This is a genomic window from Marinobacter sp. NSM (genome assembly GCF_052380025.1).
In the GTDB taxonomy this organism is placed as follows: domain Bacteria; phylum Pseudomonadota; class Gammaproteobacteria; order Pseudomonadales; family Oleiphilaceae; genus Marinobacter.
This window is the reverse complement of sequence record NZ_JBQTCK010000005.1, coordinates 276,585-300,798: the sequence shown is the minus strand read 5'-3', so window position 1 is coordinate 300,798 and position 24,214 is coordinate 276,585. Positions and strand designations below refer to the sequence as shown.

20 protein-coding genes and 1 other RNA gene are annotated in these 24,214 nt (G+C 58.6%); 20 read left to right on the top strand and 1 reads right to left on the bottom strand.

The window, feature by feature from the left end:
* Positions 1–72 precede the first annotated feature (72 nt).
* The 18 genes from rsmI (at position 73) to lpxC (ending at position 19,744) form a co-directional block, all read left to right on the top strand.
* Positions 73–951 carry a 16S rRNA (cytidine(1402)-2'-O)-methyltransferase gene (gene rsmI / locus ACTZWX_RS13340; protein WP_444714337.1) on the top strand — a complete coding sequence of 293 codons (879 nt, stop codon included), beginning with the start codon at positions 73–75 and terminating at the stop codon, positions 949–951.
* Between the two features lie 39 nt (positions 952–990).
* An RNA gene (gene rnpB / locus ACTZWX_RS13335) (RNase P RNA component class A) lies at positions 991–1,342 on the top strand.
* Positions 1,343–1,646: 304 nt separating this feature from the next.
* A complete protein-coding gene (mraZ, locus tag ACTZWX_RS13330) occupies positions 1,647–2,099 on the top strand; it encodes a division/cell wall cluster transcriptional repressor MraZ (protein WP_061333007.1) in 453 nt (150 codons plus the stop codon).
* Positions 2,096–3,052, top strand: coding sequence for a 16S rRNA (cytosine(1402)-N(4))-methyltransferase RsmH (rsmH, locus tag ACTZWX_RS13325; protein ID WP_444714336.1), 957 nt, complete (start codon positions 2,096–2,098; stop codon positions 3,050–3,052). Before mraZ ends, rsmH begins: the two co-directional genes overlap by 4 nt.
* A 26-nt stretch (positions 3,053–3,078) precedes the next feature.
* The gene (gene ftsL / locus ACTZWX_RS13320) at positions 3,079–3,483 is read left to right on the top strand and encodes a cell division protein FtsL (RefSeq protein WP_058091014.1); all 405 of its coding nucleotides are present in this window, start codon (positions 3,079–3,081) and stop codon (positions 3,481–3,483) included.
* A 31-nt stretch (positions 3,484–3,514) separates the two neighbouring features.
* Positions 3,515–5,257 carry a peptidoglycan D,D-transpeptidase FtsI family protein gene (locus ACTZWX_RS13315; protein WP_342631881.1) on the top strand — a complete coding sequence of 581 codons (1,743 nt, stop codon included), beginning with the start codon at positions 3,515–3,517 and terminating at the stop codon, positions 5,255–5,257.
* A gap of 4 nt (positions 5,258–5,261) precedes the next feature.
* The gene (locus tag ACTZWX_RS13310) at positions 5,262–6,746 is read left to right on the top strand and encodes a UDP-N-acetylmuramoyl-L-alanyl-D-glutamate--2,6-diaminopimelate ligase (protein ID WP_444714335.1); all 1,485 of its coding nucleotides are present in this window, start codon (positions 5,262–5,264) and stop codon (positions 6,744–6,746) included.
* Positions 6,743–8,140, top strand: coding sequence for a UDP-N-acetylmuramoyl-tripeptide--D-alanyl-D-alanine ligase (locus ACTZWX_RS13305; RefSeq protein WP_444714334.1), 1,398 nt, complete (start codon positions 6,743–6,745; stop codon positions 8,138–8,140). Before ACTZWX_RS13310 ends, ACTZWX_RS13305 begins: the two co-directional genes overlap by 4 nt.
* A complete protein-coding gene (gene mraY, locus ACTZWX_RS13300; protein WP_058091011.1) occupies positions 8,125–9,210 on the top strand; it encodes a phospho-N-acetylmuramoyl-pentapeptide-transferase in 1,086 nt (361 codons plus the stop codon). Before ACTZWX_RS13305 ends, mraY begins: the two co-directional genes overlap by 16 nt.
* A 15-nt stretch (positions 9,211–9,225) precedes the next feature.
* Positions 9,226–10,566, top strand: a complete 1,341-nt coding sequence (murD, locus tag ACTZWX_RS13295) for a UDP-N-acetylmuramoyl-L-alanine--D-glutamate ligase (protein ID WP_444714333.1) — start codon at positions 9,226–9,228, stop codon at positions 10,564–10,566.
* Positions 10,566–11,765: a putative lipid II flippase FtsW gene (gene ftsW, locus ACTZWX_RS13290; RefSeq protein ID WP_444714332.1), complete on the top strand. Its 1,200-nt coding sequence runs from the start codon at positions 10,566–10,568 to the stop codon at positions 11,763–11,765. The genes murD and ftsW overlap by 1 nt, the downstream gene beginning before the upstream one ends.
* On the top strand, positions 11,758–12,843 hold the full coding sequence (gene murG / locus ACTZWX_RS13285; RefSeq protein ID WP_444714331.1) for an undecaprenyldiphospho-muramoylpentapeptide beta-N-acetylglucosaminyltransferase: 1,086 nt from the start codon (positions 11,758–11,760) through the stop codon (positions 12,841–12,843). The genes ftsW and murG overlap by 8 nt, the downstream gene beginning before the upstream one ends.
* Positions 12,836–14,275, top strand: a complete 1,440-nt coding sequence (gene murC / locus ACTZWX_RS13280) for a UDP-N-acetylmuramate--L-alanine ligase (RefSeq protein ID WP_444714330.1) — start codon at positions 12,836–12,838, stop codon at positions 14,273–14,275. Before murG ends, murC begins: the two co-directional genes overlap by 8 nt.
* Positions 14,272–15,249, top strand: coding sequence for a D-alanine--D-alanine ligase (locus ACTZWX_RS13275; protein WP_444714329.1), 978 nt, complete (start codon positions 14,272–14,274; stop codon positions 15,247–15,249). Before murC ends, ACTZWX_RS13275 begins: the two co-directional genes overlap by 4 nt.
* A complete protein-coding gene (locus ACTZWX_RS13270; RefSeq protein ID WP_444714328.1) occupies positions 15,242–16,081 on the top strand; it encodes a cell division protein FtsQ/DivIB in 840 nt (279 codons plus the stop codon). Before ACTZWX_RS13275 ends, ACTZWX_RS13270 begins: the two co-directional genes overlap by 8 nt.
* A gap of 36 nt (positions 16,082–16,117) precedes the next feature.
* On the top strand, positions 16,118–17,353 hold the full coding sequence (gene ftsA, locus ACTZWX_RS13265) for a cell division protein FtsA (RefSeq protein ID WP_058091004.1): 1,236 nt from the start codon (positions 16,118–16,120) through the stop codon (positions 17,351–17,353).
* A gap of 102 nt (positions 17,354–17,455) precedes the next feature.
* Positions 17,456–18,613 (top strand): cell division protein FtsZ, encoded by a 1,158-nt coding sequence (ftsZ, locus tag ACTZWX_RS13260; protein ID WP_444714327.1) that lies wholly within the window; start codon positions 17,456–17,458, stop codon positions 18,611–18,613.
* A 216-nt stretch (positions 18,614–18,829) separates the two neighbouring features.
* Positions 18,830–19,744 (top strand): UDP-3-O-acyl-N-acetylglucosamine deacetylase, encoded by a 915-nt coding sequence (gene lpxC, locus ACTZWX_RS13255; protein WP_058091002.1) that lies wholly within the window; start codon positions 18,830–18,832, stop codon positions 19,742–19,744.
* A gap of 11 nt (positions 19,745–19,755) precedes the next feature.
* Here the strand turns inward: lpxC and ACTZWX_RS13250 are convergent, their stop codons facing one another.
* Positions 19,756–20,208: a DUF721 domain-containing protein gene (locus ACTZWX_RS13250; RefSeq protein WP_444714326.1), complete on the bottom strand. Its 453-nt coding sequence runs from the start codon at positions 20,206–20,208 to the stop codon at positions 19,756–19,758.
* A gap of 217 nt (positions 20,209–20,425) precedes the next feature.
* Here ACTZWX_RS13250 and ACTZWX_RS13245 point away from each other — a divergent pair, with 217 nt between their 5' ends.
* Together ACTZWX_RS13245 and secA are read left to right on the top strand one after the other, a co-directional pair.
* Entirely contained in the window at positions 20,426–21,379 is a 954-nt protein-coding gene (locus ACTZWX_RS13245; protein WP_444714325.1) for a M23 family metallopeptidase, read from the top strand.
* 89 nt (positions 21,380–21,468) lie between these two features.
* A complete protein-coding gene (secA, locus tag ACTZWX_RS13240) occupies positions 21,469–24,201 on the top strand; it encodes a preprotein translocase subunit SecA (RefSeq protein ID WP_444714324.1) in 2,733 nt (910 codons plus the stop codon).
* Positions 24,202–24,214: the final 13 nt, after the last annotated feature.

The following is a 24,214-nucleotide window of genomic DNA, read 5'->3' as shown; positions in this document are numbered from 1 at the left end:
CACATGACATGCCTGTCATGGGTGCCGGGTTGCACGGGAGTGACGCAGCTCCTGTCTTCTATCGGTGGGAGTATGTGTATGTCCGGTTCGGAAAATGTCCGGAAAGAGATGGATGGTGTTCTGTACGTTGTGGCAACGCCAATTGGTAATCTGGATGATCTCTCCGACAGGGCTCGCCAGACCTTGTCGAAGGTGGATCTGGTGGCTGCGGAAGATACCCGCCACTCGGGACGGTTGCTCCAGCATCTTGGGTTGAGCAAGCAAATGATGGCGCTGCATGACCACAATGAGCGCTCTCGGGTAGCTGGTATTCTGGAGGCGTTGGCAGCGGGGCGGCAGGTAGCATTGGTGTCTGATGCTGGCACACCACTGATCTCGGACCCAGGTTACTTGCTGGTTCGCGAGGTTCGCGCGGCCGGTTACCGGGTGTCGCCGGTGCCTGGCCCGTGTGCGTTGGTCGCCGCCTTGTCTGTCGCGGGGTTGCCAACCGACCGGTTTCTGTTTGCAGGTTTTTTGCCAGCCAAGCGCTCGGCCCGGCAGGCTGCGTTAACGGAATTGGCGCGGGAACCGGCCACCCTTGTGTTCTATGAGTCGCCGCATCGCATTATCGATTTTATGAAAGACCTGGCTGAGGTGTTGGGGGTTGATCGTGAGTGTGTGTTGGGGCGGGAGCTGACCAAGACCTTTGAGACCTTCTATAGCGGTCGCGCGGATGAGGTGCTTGAAGAGCTGGAGAGTGATCCCCATGGAGCCCGGGGTGAGTTTGTGGTGATGGTCCGTGGCGCGGCGCCGACACCCGCTGGAGAAGACTCCGTACTGGACACCGATAAACTGCTGGGGTTGTTGATCAAGGAGTTGCCGGTGAAGAAGGCGGCCCGGATTGCGGCGGAAGTCAGTGGTCTGGGTAAAAATGAGCTCTACCAGCGCGCGTTGGAGCTGAAAGATCATTAAAGCCTTGCATGGCGGCGGGTGCGGGGGTATTGTCGGCACCGAGCTCGCCAGACAGTCGCCGCCGGTTTCGATCGGGGGAGGAAAGTCCGGGCTCCGCAGGGCAAGGTGCCAGGTAACGCCTGGGCGGCGCGAGCCGACGGAAAGTGCAACAGAAAGTATACCGCCTAAGTGCCTTCGGGCGCCGGTAAGGGTGAAATGGTGCGGTAAGAGCGCACCGCGTGGCTGGCAACAGTCCACGGCGATGGTAAACCCCACCTGGAGCAAGACCAAATAGGAATCCAATGGCGTGGCCCGCGCTGGATTCGGGTAGGTTGCTTGAGGCCTGCGGTGACGCAGGCCCTAGATGAATGACTGTCCAAGACAGAACCCGGCTTATCGGCGAGCTCGCCATTTTCTTTTCTGATGTAATGCCCATCCTTCTCACAATTCGGCCTTTATAGCCAAAAAATCTTAAACCTCAGAAAGGCTCTTTAGAGTTTTCTGCAGGTGCTTGTTTTTTCTGCTTTTCTTTGCGTCTTTTTAACGATTTTCTAAGTTTCCCCTTTGTAACCTCTTGTCATTAAAGGAACTTTCGCCTGTGTGGTGCCGAATGCGGCGCTTGCATTGTCTTTTGCGTGTTTCTATAGTGTGCGGAAGTGGGAAAAAGTGGATTCAAGTGGTTTTTTGTGGAAGTAGCAGCCTTGGATGCGGCATAAATGAGCAACTTTCTTGGCAGTCATGCCATCAATATGGACGCGAAGGGTCGCCTGGCGATCCCGACAAAGGTGCGTGAGGAACTCGCGCAGCTTTGTGGTGGCCGTATTGTTCTGACCGCCAATGCCGATGAAGAGCGCTGTCTTTTGCTGTATCCAGAGCCGGAATGGGAAACCCTCAGGCCCAAAATTGAAGCGCTGCCGAACATGAACAAAGCAGCACGGCGTTTACAGCGGCTGATTCTCGGTAATGCGGCGCCCATGGAACTGGATTCCGCTGGCCGCATCCTGGTGCCGCCGACGCTGAGAAGCTACGCGCACCTGGAGAAAAAGCTGATGCTGATTGGCCAGGGCAAGAAGCTGGAGCTCTGGAGCGAGGAGCGCTGGTTTGCCTGGCTGGATGAGTCTTCTGGCGATGACGATATGCCGCCGGAAATGGAGGCGCTGTCGCTATGACCAAAACAGAACAGGCGCCAGATCAACCTTTCCGGCATCGCTCGGTGCTGCTGGATGAGGCTGTTGATTATCTGATTAGTGACTCGGCTGGTCGTTATGTGGACGCCACCTTCGGTCGGGGCGGTCATAGTCGTCTGATTCTGGGCCAGCTGGACGCTCAGGGCAGCTTGCTGGGTATCGATAAAGACCCGGAAGCGATTCAGGTTGCAAAAGAACTGGCCGCGGAAGACGGCCGGTTTTCCTGGTATCACGGCTCCTTTTCTGAGTTGAGTCAGGCTCTGGACAGTCAGCAGTGGCCGGCGGTACAGGGCGTGTTGATGGATCTCGGGGTGTCGTCGCCACAGCTGGACGATGCCGCGCGCGGGTTTTCTTTTATGCGCAATGGTCCGCTGGATATGAGGATGAATCCCCAGCAGGGGCAGAGTGCTGCCCAATGGCTGGCAACTGCCGACGAGCGCGACATCGCAGATGTGATCTGGCGCTACGGTGAAGAGCGTTTCTCTCGCCGTATCGCGCGCCTGGTAGTTGCCCGTCGGCAGGAAGAGGCCATTGAAACAACCCGCCAGCTGGCGGAGTTGGTGGCTGAAGCGGTGCCCAAGAAAGAAAAGCATAAACACCCGGCCACCAGAACCTTTCAGGCGATCCGCATCTTTATCAATCGGGAGCTGGAAGACCTGGAAGTCGGTTTGGCTGCTGCGGTCGAGCGCCTGGCGCCAGGCGGTCGCCTGGTGGTGATCAGCTTTCACTCGCTCGAAGATCGCCTGGTAAAGCGCTTCATGCGGGATTTGGCCCGGGGCCCGAAGATACCAAAGGGTGTGCCAGTGACCGCTGATCAGGAGCGCTCCGAGTTTTGCCTGGTAGGCAAGGCCAGCAAGGCCAATGAGCAGGAAATTACCGAAAACGTCCGTGCCCGTAGTGCAGTCATGCGGGTACTGGAAAGACGAACCAACTAATCGAATTCGCAGGGGAGCGCGACGTTATGGGCGCGGTAGCCATCGAACAACCAACCAAGACCACCAGGCTCAGCAAGCAGAGGGTTCGTGACGGCGTGGCAACCGCCGTGCGCCTGTCCCGGCAGGTTTTCGACACCACGCGGGAGAGCCGGGTGGTGGTGACTCTGGCGTTGGTGGCGGTATTAACACTGTCTGCCATCGGTGTTGTTGTCAGTGCCCACGAAAACCGGGAGTTATTCAATACGTTGTCCGGGTTGCAGCAGCAACGTGATGCTTATCAGCGGGAATGGAGTCAGCTCTTGCTCGAGCAGAGTGCGCTGAGTGCTCATGGGCGCGTAGAGCACCTGGCGGCAGAACGGTTCAATATGGTGGTGCCGGGGCGACAGGACATAGTTCTTGTGCCGCTGATGTCTCCGGTTGCGGCGAAATAACGATCATAACAAACACATCAGGGTGATCGATTTGTCCGGTCAGGGAAAGCAGGCAGCAAACTGGCAGCAGCGTTTGTCCGCGGGGTTGAAGGCCTGGCGCTTCGGCTCGGTGCTGGGCGTTTTTCTGCTGGTGATGCTGGGTATTGGCTGGCGTCTGGTCGATCTGCATGTGGTGGATAAGGAGTTTCTGCGCCAACAGGGCGATGTCCGGACTATCCGGGTTGAATCGATTGACGCGCATCGTGGTGTGGTTAGCGATCGACATGGTGAGCCGCTGGCGGTCAGCACCCCGGTTCAGACGCTGTGGGCAAACCCCTCTGAAACTGATCCCGATGATCCCCGGTTGGCGGGTCTGGCTCGCCTGTTGGGTATGACCGAAGGTTCGCTGCGGGAGCGTTTGCGTACTTTTGCGGGTCGTGAGTTCATCTATCTGCGCCGGAAAGTTCAGCCAAGCCTGGCGCGTGAAGCGCTGGATCTTGGGATCGGTGGCATCTATGCCCGGCAAGAATACCGTCGGTACTACCCTGCCGGGGAGGTGACTGCGCATGTGGTCGGTTTCACCAATATCGACGAGCTGGGACAGGAAGGGATTGAACTGGCCTATAACCAGTGGCTAACCGGCGAGCCCGGGCGCAAGCGGGTACTCAAGGACAATCGTGGGCGCGTCATCAAAGACCTGATGTTAATCCGGGATGCCCGGCCTGGCCGGGATCTTGAGCTTAGCCTGGATCTGAGGCTTCAATACCTGGCCTACCGAGAACTCAAAGCAGTGGTAACTGCCCACAACGCCCGGGGCGGCACGTTGGTCATGTTGGACGTTGATACCGGTGAAGTTTTGGCAATGGTTAACCAGGGTTCATACAACCCCAATGACCGGGCCCAGTTATCCGCGGATAATCTGCGCAACAAAGCAATCACCGACTTGTTTGAGCCAGGCTCCACTATCAAGCCGATTACCATCGCGGCGGCACTGGAATCCGGCAAGTACCAGGTTAACAGCACCATAGACACCTCACCCGGCTTTCGCCGATTTGGTCGTTTTACCATCCGGGATGCGCGAAATTACGGAACCATGGACCTGACAGAAATGATCGTCAAATCCAGTAACGTGGGGGTCAGCCAGATTGCCACGGAGCTTGGGGGCGATGTGTTGAGAAATCTGTTCGCCAGGATGGGGTTGGGGCAGGCAACCGGTATCGGCTTCCCAGGGGAAGCCGTTGGTGTTTTACCGGCACCCCCAAGGTGGCGCCCGGTTGAGGAATCCACGCTGTCTTACGGTTACGGCATGAGTGTGAACGCCTTGCAGTTGGCCCAGGCCTATATGGTGATTGCTAATGGTGGCATCCGTTATCCGTTGAGCCTGATGAAGCAGGACGCGCCGCCCCAGGGGCAGCGGGTACTGAGTGAAGACGTGGCGTTTGCCGTGCGCGGTATGCTGAAAGAGGCCGTGGCGCGGGGAACGGGTGGTCGCGGCCAGCCGGGCCTTTATGCGGCCGGAGGCAAGACCGGCACGGTTCACCTGGTGGGCGCCCGGGGTTATGAAAAGAGCCAGTACAAAGCGATATTTGCGGGCATGGCGCCAATTGATGACCCGCGTATCGTGACGGTTGTGGCCGTGGATGCGCCTCAATCCGGAGAGTACTACGGTGGCGAAGTGGCGGCCCCGGTATTCGCCCGGGTGATGGGGGACGCACTGCGACTGCTGAATGTGAAGCCAGAACTGGAAGTCAGCGGGGCCAAAGGCTCCGGTCGGGCCTCCGGAGAGAGAGGGTAACACCATGTGCATCACATCTATCAGCAACTTGTTACAGGGTATTGTCGACGTGCCATCGGTGTTTGATGTCACGATTCATGGCCTGAAGACCGACAGCCGAACGGTGACGTCGGGGGATGCGTTTATCGCACTGGCCGGGGCTCGAACGTCATCGGAGCAATACGTTGACCAGGCGATATCGGCGGGTGCCACTGCGATACTTCTGGAAGCTTCGGAATCGAGGGAATGCCACGAGCGCCATGGCGCGTTGGTAGTGCCCGTGGTTGGGCTCCGAGCCCAGTTGGGACGGATTGCAGATCGATTTTTCGAGCATCCCTCCCGGCATTTGCGCCTTATTGGCGTGACCGGTACCAACGGGAAAACATCGGTCACCCAGTACATCGCACAACTTTTGAAGGAAACCGGCACCCCTTGTGGTGTGCTGGGCACTCTGGGATATGGCATGCCAGGTAACCTTCAGCCGGCAACCCACACCACGCCGGACGTGGTCCAGGTCAACCGGGTACTTAACCGGATTCGAAACGACGGTGGTCGTGCAGCGGTGATGGAGGTGTCATCCCATGCATTGGATCAGGGGCGGATTGACAAGCTGACCATGACCGGAGCGGTGTTTACCAATCTTACACGGGACCACCTGGACTACCACGGCTCCATGGAAGCTTACGGCGAGGCCAAAGCCAGACTGTTTCGCAGGGAAGAGCTGCACTTTGCCGTAATCAACTTTGACGATCCTTTTGGGCGGCAGTTATTCGAACAGCTCAATGGGCAATGTGACCGGGTTCGTTACAGCCTGCATGAGGCCCAGACCGAGTTGTGGCTGAAAGATTTCGCGCCTGTGGCGACTGGCTTCCGGGCCCGTGTTGATGGCCAGTGGGGCGAATTCGACCTGCAGGTGCCGTTATTGGGTAGCTTCAACGCCAGCAATGTTCTGGCGGCACTGGCTACGGTCCTGACGCTGGGGGTGCCTGTCGACAGAGCAGTCGCTGCAACAGCAGGGCTGACCCCGCCACCGGGGCGGCTGGAGCGGTTCACCGGTGCCGATGGCAGGAGCGTGGTTGTGGACTACGCGCACACGCCGGACGCCCTCGCCAATGCCTTGGCGGCCCTGCGCTCCCACGTCACCGGCCGGCTGATCTGTGTGTTCGGTTGTGGCGGTGACCGGGACCCCGGAAAGCGTCCGGAAATGGCCCGCGAGGCGGAGAAAGAGGCGGATGTGATTATCGTCACCGATGACAACCCTCGCTCTGAACACCCGGCACGGATTGTCCGTGATATCGAACAGGGCTTTTCAAAGCATGGGTGTTTCGAGGTTATTCACGACCGCGCCGAGGCGATAGCGGCAGCGGTGACCATGGCGGGGCCGGAAGACCTGGTGCTGATCGCCGGGAAGGGGCATGAAGCCTGGCAGGAGATTGCCGGGCAGAAGCTTCCGTTCAGCGATGCAGAGCAGGTTCGGCACCTATTGAAGTTAAATGGGGGTGTGGCATGATGCGCGCCTTTTCTCTGGCGGAGGCCCGCGACTGGTTGCAGGCAACTGTTGCCGGATCCGTTGCAGCGCTTGACGCAGTTCGGTTTAACGGCGTTTCCACCGACACCCGGTCTGTGGTGCCAGGGCAGCTGTTTGTGGCACTGCGAGGCGAGCGGTTTGATGGTCATGGATTTGTCCGGCAAGCCATGGAGCAGGGAGCGGTTGCGGCGGTTGTGGATACCGCCGACAGCTCCCTGGCGATTCCACAGCTGGTGGTTGCCGATACGGTAGATGCGCTGGCGCGGCTCGCGGCCGGAAATCGCGATGAGAGCAGCGCTCGTTTGTTGGCGGTGACCGGCAGCAGTGGCAAAACCACGGTCCGGGAAATGACGTCGGCGATCCTTGCGGGCATGGGGCCGACCCTGGCCACCGAAGGCAACCTGAATAATCACATCGGAGTACCGCTGACCCTGTTCCGCCTGGCACCTGAACACCGGTTTGGTGCCATTGAGCTGGGTGCCAGTGGTCTGGGAGAGATTGCCCACACGGTCGCGGTGGTTCGCCCCGAAGTGGCAATCCTGACCAACGCCGGCCAGGCACACCTGGAAGGTTTCGGCAGCTACCAGAACATTGTACTGGCCAAGGGTGAAATTATTGATGGTGTGCCCGCCGATGGCGTGGTTGTGCTGAATCGCGACGACCCCGCTTTTGACCAGTGGCGCGAGCGGGCGGGCCGGCGCCGGGTGCTGAGTGTTTCCCGGCTCGGGGTTTCAGGTGCCGACTATCAGGCCGTCGCCAGCACCCCGATGTCAGAGGGGTTTGAAACCGAAGTAACCGGTCCGGAAGGCTGGCATTGCAGGGTGCGTATACCGCTGGCCGGCGAACACAACATAACTAATGGCCTGCTGGCGCTGGCGGCTTGCCGGGCGCTGGGAGCCACGGATCAACAGATCGTGGACGGTCTGGCAGGGGTGCAGGCGGTGAAAGGGCGATTGCAGGTACTGAACCCCGCAGCCGATTTAACCGTGATTGATGACAGCTACAACGCCAACCCGGCGTCCATGATCGCTGCCCTGAATGTGCTGGCGGGTTACCCCGGTACTCGGGTGGCGGTATTGGGTGCCATGGCGGAGCTGGGTGCGGAGGCTGCCGAGTTGCACCGGCAGGTGGGTGCCCATGCCCATGCCAGAGGCATTGAGCGCCTGTTGGCGGTAGGTCCGGGTGCAGAGGCATACGAGGCCGGTTTTGGAACCGGCACTGAAATTTTCCAGAGTCATGAGCAGGCTGTGCCGGCCATCATGGATGGCAGGCAGGGCGCTACAACAGTTCTGGTGAAAGGTTCTCGCAGTTCCGCCATGGATCGCGTGGTGGAGGGGATTCAGGAAAAGGTGAAAAACACATGCTGCTCTGGCTGACAGAGATTCTATCGCAATACTTCTCCGCGCTGACGGTGTTTCAGTACCTGACGCTGCGCGCCATTCTGGGCGTGCTCACGGCGCTGTTGATATCGCTGCTGATCGGGCCGGTGATGATTCGCAAACTGAGCCAGTACCAGATTGGCCAGGCGGTGCGTGATGATGGTCCGCAGACCCATCTCAGCAAAGCCGGAACACCGACTATGGGCGGTGCGCTGATTCTGGTGGCGATTGCAATTTCCACCCTGTTGTGGGCGGATCTGAGCAACCGCTACGTCTGGGTGGTGCTGTCTGTCACCTTATTGTTCGGTGCGATTGGCTGGGTTGATGACTACCGCAAAGTGGTTGAGCGTAACCCTCGTGGACTGCCCGGGCGCTGGAAGTATTTCTGGCAGTCGGTCATCGGTGCGGCTGCCGCAATTGTGTTGTACATGACCGCATCGTTGCCTCAGGAGACCTCGCTGTATCTGCCGTTCCTGAAAAACGTATCACTGACCCTCGGGCCGGTGATGTTCATTCTTCTGACCTACTTTGTGATCGTTGGTAGCAGCAACGCCGTGAACCTGACTGACGGTCTGGATGGCCTGGCCATCATGCCAACGGTGATGGTGGCGAGTGCGCTGGCGATCTTTGCCTATGTGTCTGGTCATGCCCAGTTCGCCAACTATCTGCTGATTCCACACCTGCCGGGTGCCGGTGAGCTGATTGTGTTCTGCTGTGCGCTGGTCGGGGCGGGGCTCGGTTTCTTGTGGTTCAACACCTATCCGGCCCAGGTGTTCATGGGGGATGTAGGTGCACTTGCACTGGGTGCTGCTCTGGGTGTGGTGGCCGTGATTGTTCGCCAGGAGATCGTGCTGTTCATTATGGGCGGCGTGTTTGTGATGGAAACTATCTCGGTGATTCTGCAGGTGGCTTCGTTCCGGCTGACCGGGCGTCGCATCTTCCGCATGGCGCCGTTGCATCACCATTTTGAATTGAAAGGCTGGCCCGAACCGCGCGTTATTGTGCGTTTCTGGGTGGTCACTGTGGTTCTGGTTCTGATTGGCCTCGCCAGTCTGAAAATCCGATAGGAAGTGGTTACAGCTATGAGTGTCATTGTTTCGGATCGTCGCACATTGGTAGTAGGGCTCGGTAAGACCGGGCTCTCCTGCGTGCGCTATTTGTCCGGAACGGGCCGCGACATTGCGGTGGCTGACAGCCGGGAAAACCCGCCCGGGCTGGAAGAGCTGCGTTCGGGCTGGCCGGATGTGCCGGTCTATCTCGGAGCGTTTGATCCCTCGTTGTTTGCCGGTTTTAACGAACTGGTGGTCAGCCCGGGTATTGCCATTGCAGAACCGGCGATTGCCGCTGCCGCCAAAAATGGCGCTCGAGTTCGCGGTGATATTGATGTGTTTGCCGACGCTGCAGATGCGCCCATCATAGCCATCACCGGTTCCAACGGTAAGACAACGGTCACCACCCTGGTTGGGGAAATGGCCCGGGCGGCGGGGCGGAACGTCAAGGTTGGCGGCAATATCGGTACACCCGCCCTGGATCTCCTTGGTCAGGGCGCAGACCTGTATGTGCTGGAACTCTCGAGTTTCCAACTGGAAACCACCGAAGAGCTGAACGCCGAGGCCGCCACCGTGCTCAATGTCAGCGACGATCACATGGACCGTTACCCGGACAAAATGGCGTACTTTCAGGCAAAACAGCGGATTTACCGGGGCTGTAAGAACGCCATTGTGAATCTTGACGACGCCCTGAGTACTCCCATGGCCCGCGATAACCTTCGGTTTATCTGTTTTGGCTTTAATCGGGTGAACCCGGAGACTTTCAGCACCCGGGACGACGATCAGGGAACCTGTATAACCTTCGGGTTCGACAACCTGTTGCTTGCCAGCGAGCTCAAGCTGATGGGGCGGCACAACATCAGTAACGTGATGGCCGCATTGGCCCTCGGTCAGGCAGCGGGCCTGCCAATGGAGACCATGCTTGGGGTGGCACGTGAGTTTACCGGCTTGCCCCATCGCTGTGAGTTTATCCGGCATCTGGATGGCGTTGATTACATCAATGATTCCAAAGGTACCAACGTGGGTGCCACTGTTGCCGCGATAGAAAGCCTGGCTCCCGAAGACGGCCAGGTAATCCTGATTGCCGGTGGTGATGGCAAGGGCGCTGACTTCAAACCCTTGGCGGAACCCGCAGCCAGATACTGCCGTGCGGTCGTATTGATGGGTCATGATGCCGATACCATTGCCAGGTCGTTGGCCGACGGAGTTGACCTGGTCAAGGCAGGGTCGCTGGCCGAGGCTGTCGAGCAAGCGCGCCGGCTGGCGCGGCCAGGCGACCGGGTGGTGTTGTCACCGGCCTGCGCCAGTTTTGACATGTTCCGGGATTATAACGATCGCGGAGACCAGTTCCGTGCGTTGGTGGAGGCCCAGTGATGCAAGTGGGTGCAGCCAGTTACCGGCCACAAGCCTGGTTAGGTGATCTCCAGCCCCTGCCAGTGCTGGTGGTGACGTCCGTTGCGCTTCTGGTGCTGGGCGTGGTGATGATTTCGTCCGCCTCCATGGATATGGCGGCGGCCACCGTGGGCAACAGTTATCACTATGTGATCCGGCAGGTACTGTTTGCGGCGCTCGGTTGCCTCATGGCCCTGGTCGCCGTGAATGTGCCGGTGTCCTGGTGGGAGCGCAGCGGGTGGTTGCTGCTGGGTGTCGGCATACTGGTGTTGTTGCTGGTGCTCACACCCATGGGGCGCACCGTCAACGGTTCAACCCGCTGGATCCCCCTGGGACTGTTCAATGTGCAGGTATCCGAGGTGGCCAAGCTGTGCCTAATCTCCTATTTGGCCGGATACGTGGTTCGGCGCCGGGATGAGTTGCTGAACACCTGGTCCGGGTTTCTGAAACCCCTGGTAGTGTTGGGTCTGGCGTCGGTGCTGCTGGTCATTCAGCCAGACTTCGGTGCCACCGTGGTGCTGGTCACCGCCGCAGCGGGCATGATTTTTCTCAGCGGCGTTCGGCTGACCCGGTTTGCTCCGTTGATTGGCATCCTGGCGTTACTGGGAACCGTTCTGGTGGTTACCCAGCCCTACCGTCTCAAGCGGGTAGTGAGCTATCTGGACCCGTGGAAAGATCAGTTTGACACCGGGTATCAGCTCACCCAGTCCCTGATTGCTTTCGGGCGGGGCGAGTGGGCGGGCGTTGGCCTGGGTAATTCGATCCAGAAACTGTTTTATCTGCCGGAGGCACATACCGACTTCATCTTCGCCATCATCGCGGAAGAGTTTGGTTTGTTGGGCTCGCTGATTGTGCTGGCATTGTTCACCGCACTGGTAGTGAGCGGGTTTGTGATTGCGCGGCGGGCGGAGAAAGCTGATATGCCGTTTGGTGCGTGCTTCAGTTATGGCCTTACCCTGCTGATTGGTCTGCAGGCGGGCATCAATATGGCCGTCAGCACGGGATTGTTGCCCACTAAGGGGCTGACGCTGCCCTTGGTGAGCTACGGCGGCTCCAGCCTGATGATGACCTGCATTGGCATAGGCGTGCTGGCAAGGGTTGAAATTGAACGGCTTGATAAGGTGCGAATGAATTCAGAACAAACCAGGAGAAAGGCGGGGGGAGGTGCTGTGTATGAGTAAGCCCCGTCGTTTTCTGATGATGGCTGGTGGCACCGGTGGTCACGTATTCCCCGCGCTGGCTACCGCCCGTGCTCTGCAGGACAGAGGCCACGAGGTGTTCTGGCTGGGTGCAAAGGGCGGCATGGAAGAGCGGCTGATCGGCGAGACGGATATTCCGCTGTCGTTGATTCATATTTCCGGGCTTCGTGGCAAAGGCAAACTGGCCCTAGTGCTGGCACCGATCCGCTTGATGCGCGCACTGGGTGAGGCGTTCACCGTACTGCGAAAGATTAAGCCCGATTGCGTTGTGGGTATGGGTGGCTTTGTGACTGGCCCCGGCGGCGTCGCTGCCTTTTTGCAGCGTGTGCCTCTGGTGATCCATGAGCAGAATGCCATCGCGGGAATGACCAACCGTTGGTTAACTCGGGTTGCGGATACGGTGCTCGAAGCCTTTCCCGGGAGCTTCGGTGCGAACGTGGTTACCCGTTGCACCGGCAACCCGGTGCGCAAAGATGTCACCGAAATCGACGAGCCGGAACGCCGCCTCGATGGCCGGACCGGGCCGGTGCGTGTTCTGGTTGTAGGCGGCAGTTTGGGTGCCCGGGTTTTCAACGTGCAGGTACCAGCTGCACTGGCGTTGTTGCCGGAGGAACTGCGCCCGGAAGTTCGGCACCAGTGTGGTGAAAAAAATGCGCAGGAAGCCCGGGACGCCTATGAGGCTGCCGGTGTCTCGGCCAGTGTTGAACCGTTTATCCGGGACATGGCCGAAGCCTACGCCTGGGCAGATATTGTGGTGTGTCGGGCTGGAGCCTTGACGGTATCCGAACTCTGCGCCGCTGGCGTCGCGGCAGTGTTGGTCCCTTTCCCCCACGCGGTGGACGATCACCAGACCCGCAATGGCGAACACATGGTAAAAGCAGGGGCAGCGATTCTGATACCCCAGCAGATGATGACTCCGGATGTGCTGGCAGAGACCTTGAAAGATCTCGCTGGCGACCGGGAACGAATTTCGACAATGGCGACGGCCGCCCGCTCACTGGCCCGCCCTGATGCAACGGAGAGAGTTGTGAATTACTGTCTGGAGGCCGCCAATGGCTGATGTAACCAATCCGCCGCTGGTCTATCAGGTGCCCGAAATGCGCCGTATTCGCCGTATCCATTTTGTCGGTATCGGCGGTGCGGGCATGAGTGGCATCGCAGAGGTGCTCAAGAACCAGGGCTACGATGTGTCCGGGTCGGACCTGAAAGAGAGCCCGGTTACCGGCCGCCTCCGCGCCATGGGCGTAGAAGTCCAGATCGGCCATCGGGCGGAGAACAGTGAGCAGGCAGACGTCGTGGTCGTCTCTTCTGCTGTCGCCGGCGACAACCCTGAGGTGACAGCCGCCCGCAGCCGCCGCGTGCCGATCGTACCGCGAGCAGAAATGCTGGCGGAAATCATGCGCTATCGCCATGGCATTGCCATCGCTGGCACCCACGGCAAGACCACCACCACCAGCCTGATTGCCTCGATTCTTGGGGAAGCAGGACTGGACCCAACCTTTGTCATTGGCGGCAAGCTGAACAGTGCCGGTACCAATGCCCAGCTCGGTGGCTCCCGGTACCTGGTGGCGGAAGCTGACGAAAGCGATGCATCGTTCCTGCACCTGACCCCGGTGATTTCGGTGGTGACCAACATCGAAGCCGACCATATGGATACCTACGGCGGTGATGTTGAAAAACTGAAACAGACGTTCTTGGACTTTCTGCACAACCTGCCATTCTACGGCATTGCCGTGATGTGCGTGGATGACGCCTACGTGCAGGAAATCATTCCGCGGATATCCCGGGCCATCATTACCTACGGCATCGACAACCCGGATGCGGATTACCGGGCCGAGCAGATCAGTTCGGATGGTCTGAGAACCCATTTTGTCGTGCGCCGTCCGGGGAATCGCTCAGACCTGACGGTCGAGCTGAAAATGCCGGGCCGTCACAATGTTTTGAATGCTCTGGCGGCCATTGCCGTCGCCACCGATGAAGGGGTGGATGATCAGGCAATCTGTCGGGGCCTGGCGGGCTTTGCCGGTGTCGGCCGGCGCTTCCAGGTGTATGGCGAATACCGGATTCCGCAAGGGTCGGTAACGCTGGTGGACGATTACGGGCACCACCCCACGGAAGTGGAAGCGGTTATCCGTGCCGCTCGCGATGCCTGGCCTGGCCGGCGCATTGTCATGCTGTACCAGCCCCATCGCTACACCCGTACCCGGGATTTGTACGAAGACTTTGTACGTGTGTTGTCGGAACTCGATGGCCTGTTGTTGATGGATGTGTATTCAGCCGGCGAGCCGGCAATACCCGGTGCCGATGGCCGTGCCCTGTGCCGGAGTATCCGGCAGCGTGGCAAGGTTGAGCCGGTGTTCGTCGAGGAAAATCGGGAAATCGAAAATCTGTTGGAAAGTGCCCTGAAAGACGGCGACCTGTTGATTACTCAGGGTGCCGGCGATATTGGTGGCGTTGCTGCGCGACTAGCTGCGGCGGGAGTGAGCAAGTGAGTGATTTGAGTCATACCAACGCACAGCCCTATCAGGCTTCGCCGGAACTGGTGAAAGCCTTCGGGCGCGTGGCGGTCTTCATGGGAGGCGATTCCGCAGAGCGGGCGGTGTCCCTGAAGAGTGGCCAGGCTGTGTTGTCGGCTTTGCAGTCGGCCGGCGTTGATGCCTTTTGTATTGACGTGCGTGGCTGTCTGCTCAAAACCGTCGAAGCTCCGGAGTACGACCGGGTGTTTATTGCCCTGCACGGCCGGGGCGGCGAAGACGGCACCCTGCAGGCGATTCTGGGGCAGGCGGGCATTCCCTACACCGGCAGCGAGGTTTTGGCCTCGGCCCTCGCCATGGACAAGTTACGTACCAAGTACGTGTTCCAGGGCTGCGGGCTGCCAACGCCTGCATTCAGGGCCATGACCTCCGCCACGGAGGCGGATGAGATTATCCGGAGCCTGGGCACGCCGTTGAGTGTCAAGGCGGCCCATGAAGGCTCCAGTATCGGGATCTTCAAGGTTCACAATACCGAGGAGTTGGCGGAGGCCTATCGGAAGGCAGCGGAAATCGATGACCTTGTGCTGGTGGAACAGTGGATTGAGGGGCCGGAATTTACCGTCAGCCTGCTTCAGGGCAAAGCTTTGCCGGCCATTGGCCTGAGTACAGACCATACCTTTTACGACTACGACGCCAAGTATCTGGCTGACGATACCCGGTACCGGATTCCTTGTGGCCTGGCCCCGGATGATGAAGTCCGGTTGCAGCACCTGGCGCTGGACGCCTTTCGCGTGCTCGGGTGCAGAACCTGGGGGCGGGTCGACATCATGCAGGATGCGGACGGCGAGTTCTGGTTGCTGGAAGCGAACACTGTCCCTGGTATGACTGACCACAGCCTGGTGCCGATGGCCGCCAAGGCAGCAGGCATCAGCTTCGAAGAACTGGTCGTGCGGATTCTCAAGGACACTCTGCCGGAGGCGATGAATGCTTGAAACATTACTGATCCGGAGCCGGGCGGTACCGCCCGAGCCGCCCCGGCGACGGGGGGCAACCTCGGTCGGACCGGAGCGGGACCGGTTTGGTGTGTTGCGAGGGGTATTGTCGGCGGTGCCCTGGCTGCAGGTGGGGCTGGGCGCGACCATTGTTCTGCTGGCGGCCATGGTGCCCTGGGCAACCGACCGGCTGCTTACCGCCATGGACCAGCAGATCATTGCGGTGGATGTGCGCGGAGACTTTGTTGGCGACAGCTCGGTGGCCGTGGAGCGTGCTGCCGGAGCCTGGATTGGCAAGAGTTACTTCGCTACCGATCTGGCGGAGGTGAAAGCCGAACTGGAACAGCGGCCCTGGGTAGCCTCGGCCGCGGTCAGGCGGGTTTGGCCAGGGCGGCTGGAGATCGACATCCGGGAGAAAAAGCCATTGGCGTATTGGACGGATGGCTGGCTGGTAAGCAGGTCAGGCGAGCTATTCCTGCCGCCAAACCCGGAAGTGGCGGGCAGATTGCCCAGGCTGGCGGGGCCGGATGAGCGGGTGCGAGAGGTGATTTCCATGGCCCGCACCATGAGTGACCAGTTGGCCGGCTACGGGCTCGGATTTGCTGGCTTGTCCCTGGAACAACGGGGCGCCTGGACACTCACGCTGTCAAACGGCATTGAGGTGGTTCTGGGGCGCGACAAGGTTGAGCAACGTTTTGAGCGTTTTATTACGGTTTATGAGAACCGCCTGGCTTCGCGAGTGGACGAAGTCAGTCGGGTTGATGCCCGCTACTCCAACGGCGTGGCGGTGCAGTGGAAGTCGGATGTGGCAACCGCCGCGCCGAAATCCTGATAACGATTATTACGAACCTAGGGTTTGGTGAAACACATGTCATCGGTTGAAACGGAAAACATGATTGTCGGCCTGGATATCGGAACTTCCAAAGTGGTTGCGATTGTCGGCAAGCGCAAGATGGATGGAACCATCGAAGTGGTTGGTATCGGCTCACACCCGTCCCGCGGCCTCAAGCGGGGGGTGGTGGTGAATATCGAAACCACGGTTCAGGCCATCCAGCGGGCAGTGGAGGAAGCCGAGCTGATGGCTGGCTGCCGTATTCATTCGGTCTACGCAGGCATCGCGGGAAGTCATATCAAGAGCCTGAATTCCCACGGCATTGTGGCCATCCGCGACCGGGAAGTGACTCAGGCCGATATCGACCGGGTGATCGACGCGGCCCAGGCGGTTGCCATACCCGCGGATCAGAAAATCCTGCATATCCTGCCGCAGGAATTCGTGATCGATAACCAGGAAGGCATCAAGGAGCCCATGGGCATGTCCGGTGTGCGCCTGGAAGCCAAGGTGCACCTGGTGACCTGTGCGGTAAACGCGGCACAGAACATCGAGAAATGCGTGAAGCGCTGCGGCCTTGAGGTAGACGACATCATTCTTGAGCAGCTGGCATCGAGCCACGCGATTCTGACCGAGGACGAAAAGGAGCTGGGTGTCTGTGTGGTGGATATCGGCGGGGGCACCACCGATATCGCGGTGTTTACCGGCGGTGCGATCCGCCATACCGCGGTGATTCCCATTGCCGGTGATCAGGTCACCAATGACATCGCCATGGCGCTGCGCACGCCAACGCAAAATGCCGAAGAGATCAAGATCAAATACGCCTGCGCGCTGACTCAGCTCGCCGGTGCCGATGAAACCATCAAGGTTCCGAGTGTCGGTGACCGGGCGCCCAGAGACCTGTCACGCCAGGCGCTGGCGGAGGTGGTGGAGCCCCGCTACGAGGAGCTGTTCACCCTGGTGCAGTCAGAACTTCGCCGGTCGGGATTCGAAGACATGATTCCCGCAGGCATCGTGATTACGGGCGGTTCGTCCACCATGGAAGGGGTGGTGGAGCTGGCCGAAGAAATCTTCCACATGCCGGTAAGGCTGGCCTGTCCGCAGGCGGTCTCCGGCATGACCGAAGTGGTCAACAACCCGATCTACGCCACGGGTGTGGGGTTGTTGATTCATGGCTTCCGGCAAATGGATCTTGGCCGGGCGCCGGTGCTCAAGGGGGAGGATGCACCTTCCCTGATTGAGCGGATGAAAGCCTGGTTTACCGGTCACTTCTGACGGTGAATCAGCAGGTAGTACACGAAGGTATCTCGAAAAACACAAAACGATCGAATGAAACCGGTCTGGAAAGGCCGGAAACAGCACGAAGGAGTAGGGGATATGTTTGAACTCGTTGATAGTGTTCAGCAAAACGCAGTTATAAAGGTTGTCGGTGTTGGCGGCGGTGGCGGTAACGCCGTTCGTCACATGCTTAACAGCGACATTGAAGGTGTGGAATTTATCTGCGCCAACACAGACGCCCAGGCACTGAAAGACCTGGACGCCCGCCAGATTATCCAGCTTGGTGGCAACATCACCAAGGGCCTGGGTGCTGGTGCCAACCCGGAAGTGGGCCGTCAGTCTGCCCTGGAAGATCGTGACCGTATTGCTGAGGCGCTCAGTGGCTCGGATATGGTGTTTATCACCGCCGGTATGGGCGGTGGAACCGGCACCGGTGCCGCGCCTGTTGTCGCGGAAGTCGCCCGGGAGCTGGGTATCCTTACCGTTGCCGTGGTCACCAAGCCGTTCCAGTTCGAGGGTGGCAAGCGTATGAGCGTGGCCGAGTCCGGCCTGAAAGAGCTGGGCGAGAGCGTTGATTCACTGATCACCATCCCGAATGAGAAGCTGTTGGCGGTGATGGGTAAGAAGACTAGCCTGCTGGACGCCTTTGCCTCCGCCAACGACGTGTTGCTGGGCGCGGTTCAGGGTATCGCTGACCTGATCACCCGCAACGGTATGATCAACGTTGACTTTGCCGATGTTAAAACCGTGATGTCCGAAATGGGCAATGCGATGATGGGTACCGGTCGTGCCACTGGCGAGAACCGCGCCCGTGAAGCCGCCGAGGCCGCCGTTCGCAGCCCGCTGCTGGAAGACATCAACCTGCAGGGCGCCAAAGGCATCCTGGTCAACATTACCGCCGGCATGGATCTGAATCTGGGCGAATTCTCCGAAGTTGGCGATATCGTTCGTGAATTTGCGTCAGACGCCGCCACGGTAGTGGTGGGCACGGTTATCGATCCGGAAATGACCGACGAGCTCAAGGTCACCGTGGTGGCGACGGGGCTCGGTGGTGAACGTGATAAGCCCACCAAGGTGGTGGACAACTCACGCACACTGGACGGCAAGACCGATTACAACCAGCTGGACCGGCCTGCTGTGCTGCGTCGTCGTGCGGTTTCGCAGGGCAATGTGGCGCTGGACCAGAGCAAAGAAAGCGAAGAGCAGGGCGTGGACTATCTCGATATTCCCGCATTCCTTCGCCGGCAGGCTGATTGATAACCTGTCTCACCTGTGTTCCGGGGTATCGGTTTCAACGCAGTGAAATGGAACCTTTAGTCCAGAATAAACGTGAGCTGGTTGGCCATAGCGGGTGACTATTGCAATTTTTAAGTAAAGTCATGTTGGCTAAATGGTACTCAGTCTTGAATTCTGATATTCTCCGGGCAGTTTTTTGCTCAGAATATCGACTTTTTGTGACGGAATGATGAACCGATGATCAGACAACGGACACTCAAAAATACCATCCGTGCGACCGGTATCGGCCTGCACTCAGGGGAAAAGGTTTACCTGACCCTGAAGCCGGCTCCGGTTGATACGGGCATCATCTTCCGCCGTACGGACCTCGACCCGATGGTTGAGATCCGGGCATGCGCGGAAAATGTAGGTGAGACCATGCTGTCCACGACGCTGGTAAATGACGGTGTCCGTGTGGCGACCGTAGAGCATTTGCTCTCAGCCATGGCTGGTCTTGGCATTGATAACTGCTATGTCGAACTGAGCGCGGCGGAAGTGCCGATTATGGATGGTTCAGCCGGGCCGTTCGTATTCCTGCTGCAGTCGGCCGGCATTTCCGAACAGGATGCCGCTAAGCGCTTTATCCGCATCAAGCGGGAAGTCACCATCGAAGAAGGTGACAAGAAAGCGACCTTCCTGCCGTTTGAAGGCTTCAAGGTCAGCTTCGGTATCGACTTTGACCATCCGGTGTTCAAGGGTCGCGCCCAGACCGCAACGGTGGATTTCTCCAGCACGTCTTTTGTGAAGGAAGTCTCCCGTGCCCGCACGTTCGGGTTCATGCGGGATATTGAAAAGTTACGTGCGATGAATCTGGCGCTGGGTGGCAGCGTGGACAACGCCATTGTGGTCGACGACTACAAGATTCTTAACGAGGATGGCCTTCGTTATGATGATGAGTTCGTCAAGCACAAGGTTCTGGATGCGATCGGTGATCTTTACCTGTTGGGCAACAGCCTGATCGGTGAGTTCCGCGGTATCAAGTCCGGTCACGACCTGAACAATAAGCTGCTGCGCAAGCTCAGGGCAGAAGAAGACGCATGGGAAGTGGTGACCTTCGATGATGAAGCCACTGCTCCTATCTCTTATATGAAACCTGTGCTCGCGGTGGGTTAAGGCCGGAAGCCTTAATCCCGGACGTGGCTTGCGAGTTTTTCGAGAACCTCGCGTAGTGCTTTATCCTTCGTGTGCCCGGCTTCCTCTTTGAGGAGCCGGGCATTTTCTTTGCTCAGGGGTGTCATTTTTATCTTCGGTTTGTCCCGGTACCTCAAGGGTGAAACCTTGATGCGAACCTTCCAGACAAACCCGAACAGCTCCTGTTCCCGTAGCTTTTCCATGATCTCGTGTTGCCGGAACCGTAACCGGGTAGCCTTGCTGGAGTTGTCGGTGGCCAGCACCAGTTCTCCGTCAGTGCAGCTGACAAAACGCGTTCCGTCTGCCAGCTCTTCCGGAACCGCGTCGAGCACCAGTTGTTCCGCCTGCTGGTGAAGCTCGGCTTTGGTCAGCAGGGCTTTCAGAGTAGAGCCGGGGCTGGAAGCCACTTTGCCAAAGATCATTTTTTGGTCATTTTTTTTGCTCATAACCGGCTTTTTTCTCGACGGGAGTGTTTACGATTGGTTACACTTCGGCACGCTTTGTGCGTAGCGCTGATAACACACTCGTTTTACATTGTGGGTAATGAGTATGTCTACCGGGCGCTGCGATTTATCAGTACGTAGTTGTTGCCAAGGATAGCAGAACCGCTCGGATATTTATTTCCGGGCCGCAGCACTACAGGGACAGGTATGCGGCTCTTCAATGAAATCGAATGACGATATGAACGTAATATTCGTTAGCAAACGTCACGGCCGTTCCCGGGCAATCGCGCTCAACGCCGGTATTGTTGCAGCTCTAGTGTTTACTGTGCTGGCGCTGCTGTTGGCGGCTGGCTGGGCGGGTTATCAGGTGGCCGTGGCAAAGGCTGAGGCCAAAAAGCCCACAGAGACCGAGCTGGTATCTACCTGGCAGGACAAGCTTCAGGAGCAGCGGGTCGAGGTGACGCGGGTTCGGGAGAGCGTGCAGCAGCAGGTGGACGCTTTGACACTCCGGCTTGGTGATATCCAGGGGCGGCTTCTGCGATTGGACGCCCTTGGTCAGCGCTTCGTTGAGTCCGGGCTGGTGGCCAGCGATGAATTCAACTTTGATCAGCCGGCGGCTGTGGGTGGCCCCGAAGACGGTATGGGTGGTGAGTCCTACAGTGCCCCTGAATTGACCGATATGATCGAGCAATTGGAGCGCACGCTGGATGATCGTGAAAAGCAGCTGCGATTGCTTGATAAGGTGGCGTCCCGCAACAAGCTCGAAGACGAGCTGTATCTGCAGGGCCGTCCCATCACCTGGGGTTGGTTGTCGTCCCCTTATGGATACCGTACCGACCCCTTCACCGGCAAGCGCCGCTGGCATGCCGGAGTGGACCTGGCCGGCAAGGAAGGCAGTGATATCATCACTGTCGGTGCCGGCGTGGTGACCTTCGCCGGTGACCGCTTTGGCTACGGCAATCTGGTTGAGGTAGATCATGGCGACGGGCTGGTTACCCGTTATGCCCACGCCAAGACCATCAAGGTCGAAACTGGTGATGTGGTCCAGAAGGGGCAGGTTGTGGCACTGATGGGAAGCACCGGCCGGTCGACGGGCCCCCACGTGCATTTTGAAGTGATCCGCAATGGCAAGTCCGAAAATCCTGAGAAATATATCCAGCGCGCAAGCCGCTGATTCCATTCCCGTGAACCCCACCTTTTGTCCTGTCGCCAAATAAGGTTAGAATGCCGGCTTCCTCCGTTTAACTGAAGAAGCAGTGGTCTATGTTCACAAAGCTTGCAACGAAGATGTTCGGCAGTAAAAACGCCAGAGAAATCAAGCGGATGCGCAAAACCGTTACGCGCATCAATCAACTTGAAGAGGCGCTGGGCGGGTTGTCGGATACCGAGTTGCAGGGCAAGACCGCTGAATTCCGCCGGCGTCTTGATGAGGGTGAAGCCCTGGATGCCCTGTTGCCCGAAGCCTTTGCCACCGTTCGCGAGGCCAGCCGCCGGGTGATGGGCATGCGTCATTACGACGTACAGCTGATTGGTGGTATGACCCTGCACGAAGGCCGCATTGCCGAGATGAAGACCGGTGAGGGTAAAACCCTGGTGGCCACCGCAGCGGTTTATCTCAACGCATTGCCCGGCAAGGGCGTTCATGTTGTAACCGTCAACGATTACCTGGCAAGCCGTGATGCCGAGTGGATGGGCAAGCTATATCGCTTCCTTGGCCTGACCATTGGCGTGGTCGTTGCTGGGCAGCCGCCGGAAGAGAAGCGCGCCGCCTACCAGGCAGATATCACCTACGGTACCAACAACGAATTCGGCTTTGACTACCTGCGCGATAACATGGCCTTCAGTATTGATGACAAGGTTCAGCGCGGTCTCAACTTTGCCATCGTGGATGAGGTGGATTCCATCCTGATCGACGAAGCCCGTACCCCGTTGATTATTTCCGGTGCTGCCGAAGATTCCTCGAAGCTCTATCAGGCCATCAATACGCTGATTCCGGGCCTTGAAAAAGGCGAGGTCAGTGAATCCGGAGAAAGCTCCGGCGACTTTACCATCGACGAAAAGTCACGCCAGGTGGAGCTCACCGAGGCCGGTCATGAGAAGATTGAGGAATTGCTTCTGGAGCGAGGCCTGCTGCAAGAGGGCGAAAGCCTGTACTCGGCAGCCAACCTGAGCCTGCTGCACCACGTTCATTCAGCCCTGCGGGCTCATCACCTGTTCCAGAAGGATGTCGACTATATCGTTCAGGGCGGTCAGGTGGTGATCGTTGATGAACACACAGGCCGGACCATGCCGGGCCGCCGCTGGAGCGAAGGCCTGCACCAGGCCATCGAGGCGAAAGAAGGCCTGAAGATCCAGGCCGAGAGCCAGACCCTGGCATCGACCACCTTCCAGAACTATTTCCGTCTGTACGACAAGTTGGCCGGCATGACCGGTACGGCCGATACCGAAGCCTTCGAATTCCGCCAGATCTACGGTCTGGACGTGGTGGTGATTCCGCCCAACAAACCCATTCAGCGGATTGACTATAACGACCTGGTGTACCTGACCCAGGAAGAAAAGTTCCACGCCATCATTGATGAGATCAAGGATGTCACCGGTGAAGGCCGGCCTATCCTGGTGGGTACCGCATCCATCGAGGCCTCCGAGCTGCTGTCCATGCTGCTTAAGAAGGCCCGCATCGAGCACAAGATCCTCAACGCCAAGCAGCATGACTCTGAGGCACTGATCATTGCCCAGGCGGGCCGCCCCGGCGCGGTGACGATTGCAACCAACATGGCCGGTCGTGGTACGGACATTGTGTTGGGCGGTAACTGGGAATACGAAGTGGCCGCCCTGGATAATCCGTCCGAGGAAGAAGTCGCCCGCATGAAGGCGGAGTGGACCGAACGCCACAATCAGGTGCTGGATGCCGGTGGTCTGCATATTATCGGTACCGAGCGTCACGAATCCCGGCGGATCGATAACCAGTTACGGGGCCGTGCCGGCCGTCAGGGCGATCCGGGTTCTTCCCGTTTCTTCCTGTCGCTGGAAGATAACCTGATGCGGATCTTCGCGCCTGAGCGGGTGAAGAACCTGATGCAGGCCATGGGTATGAAAAAGGGTGAGGCCATCGAGCATCGGATGGTTACCAACGCCATCGAGAAATCCCAGCGCAAGGTGGAAGGTCGTAACTTCGACATGCGTAAAACCCTGCTGGAATACGATGACGTAGCCAACGATCAGCGCACGGTGATTTACGACCAGCGTAACGAGGTGATGGCGTCTGACGACATCTCCGAGATGGTCGACACCATTCGCAGCGATGTGGTTGACGCGATGGTCAGCGAGTTTATTCCGCCCCAGAGCATGCCGGAACAGTGGGATGTGGCCGGGCTGGAAGCGCAGCTGCAATCTGAAATGGCGATTGATCTGCCGATTCAACAGTGGCTGGACGAAGACAGCAAACTGTATGAGGAAAACCTGCGCCAGAAGATTCTTGACGCCATCGTCACCGAATATAAGGCGAAAGAAGAGATTGCTGGCGCAGAACCCATGCGCAAGTTCGAGAAACAGGTGTTCCTGCAGGTGCTCGACACCCTGTGGAAAGAGCATTTGTCGAACATGGACCACCTGCGCCGCGGTATCCACCTGCGCGGTTACGCTCAGAAGAACCCGAAACAGGAATACAAGCGCGAAGCCTTCAACCTGTTTGAGACCATGCTGGACACCATGAAGCGTGACGTCACCCGTGTGTTGTGCCATGTCCGGGTTCAGAGTCGCGAAGAGATGGAAGAGATCGAGCGTCGCCGCAAAGAAGAGCTGGAGCGGGAAATGGCTCGGGCCAAGTTGCGGCACGATCAGACCAGCGCGACCCAGGGTGAAGATGCTGGCCAGGGCAACCAGGCCCAGGGCACCCCGGAGACCTTTGTTCGCCAGGAGCGCAAGGTAGGGCGAAACGAGCCGTGTCCCTGCGGGTCTGGCAAGAAGTACAAGCAGTGTTGCGGTAAGGTCAGCTAAAACCTGAGCAGCA

Coding starts and splice junctions, on each gene's coding strand:
- murC (WP_444714330.1), top strand. CDS start 12,836: ATGGCTGATGTAACCAATCCGCCGCTGGTCTATCAGGTGCCCGAAATG.
- ACTZWX_RS13245 (WP_444714325.1), top strand. CDS start 20,426: ATGAAATCGAATGACGATATGAACGTAATATTCGTTAGCAAACGTCAC.
- ftsW (WP_444714332.1), top strand. CDS start 10,566: ATGCAAGTGGGTGCAGCCAGTTACCGGCCACAAGCCTGGTTAGGTGAT.
- lpxC (WP_058091002.1), top strand. CDS start 18,830: ATGATCAGACAACGGACACTCAAAAATACCATCCGTGCGACCGGTATC.
- rsmI (WP_444714337.1), top strand. CDS start 73: ATGTGTATGTCCGGTTCGGAAAATGTCCGGAAAGAGATGGATGGTGTT.
- murD (WP_444714333.1), top strand. CDS start 9,226: ATGAGTGTCATTGTTTCGGATCGTCGCACATTGGTAGTAGGGCTCGGT.
- ftsZ (WP_444714327.1), top strand. CDS start 17,456: ATGTTTGAACTCGTTGATAGTGTTCAGCAAAACGCAGTTATAAAGGTT.
- rsmH (WP_444714336.1), top strand. CDS start 2,096: ATGACCAAAACAGAACAGGCGCCAGATCAACCTTTCCGGCATCGCTCG.
- murG (WP_444714331.1), top strand. CDS start 11,758: ATGAGTAAGCCCCGTCGTTTTCTGATGATGGCTGGTGGCACCGGTGGT.
- secA (WP_444714324.1), top strand. CDS start 21,469: ATGTTCACAAAGCTTGCAACGAAGATGTTCGGCAGTAAAAACGCCAGA.
- ftsL (WP_058091014.1), top strand. CDS start 3,079: ATGGGCGCGGTAGCCATCGAACAACCAACCAAGACCACCAGGCTCAGC.
- mraZ (WP_061333007.1), top strand. CDS start 1,647: ATGAGCAACTTTCTTGGCAGTCATGCCATCAATATGGACGCGAAGGGT.
- mraY (WP_058091011.1), top strand. CDS start 8,125: ATGCTGCTCTGGCTGACAGAGATTCTATCGCAATACTTCTCCGCGCTG.
- ACTZWX_RS13250 (WP_444714326.1), bottom strand. CDS start 20,208: ATGAGCAAAAAAAATGACCAAAAAATGATCTTTGGCAAAGTGGCTTCC.
- ACTZWX_RS13305 (WP_444714334.1), top strand. CDS start 6,743: ATGATGCGCGCCTTTTCTCTGGCGGAGGCCCGCGACTGGTTGCAGGCA.
- ACTZWX_RS13310 (WP_444714335.1), top strand. CDS start 5,262: ATGTGCATCACATCTATCAGCAACTTGTTACAGGGTATTGTCGACGTG.
- ACTZWX_RS13270 (WP_444714328.1), top strand. CDS start 15,242: ATGCTTGAAACATTACTGATCCGGAGCCGGGCGGTACCGCCCGAGCCG.
- ftsA (WP_058091004.1), top strand. CDS start 16,118: ATGTCATCGGTTGAAACGGAAAACATGATTGTCGGCCTGGATATCGGA.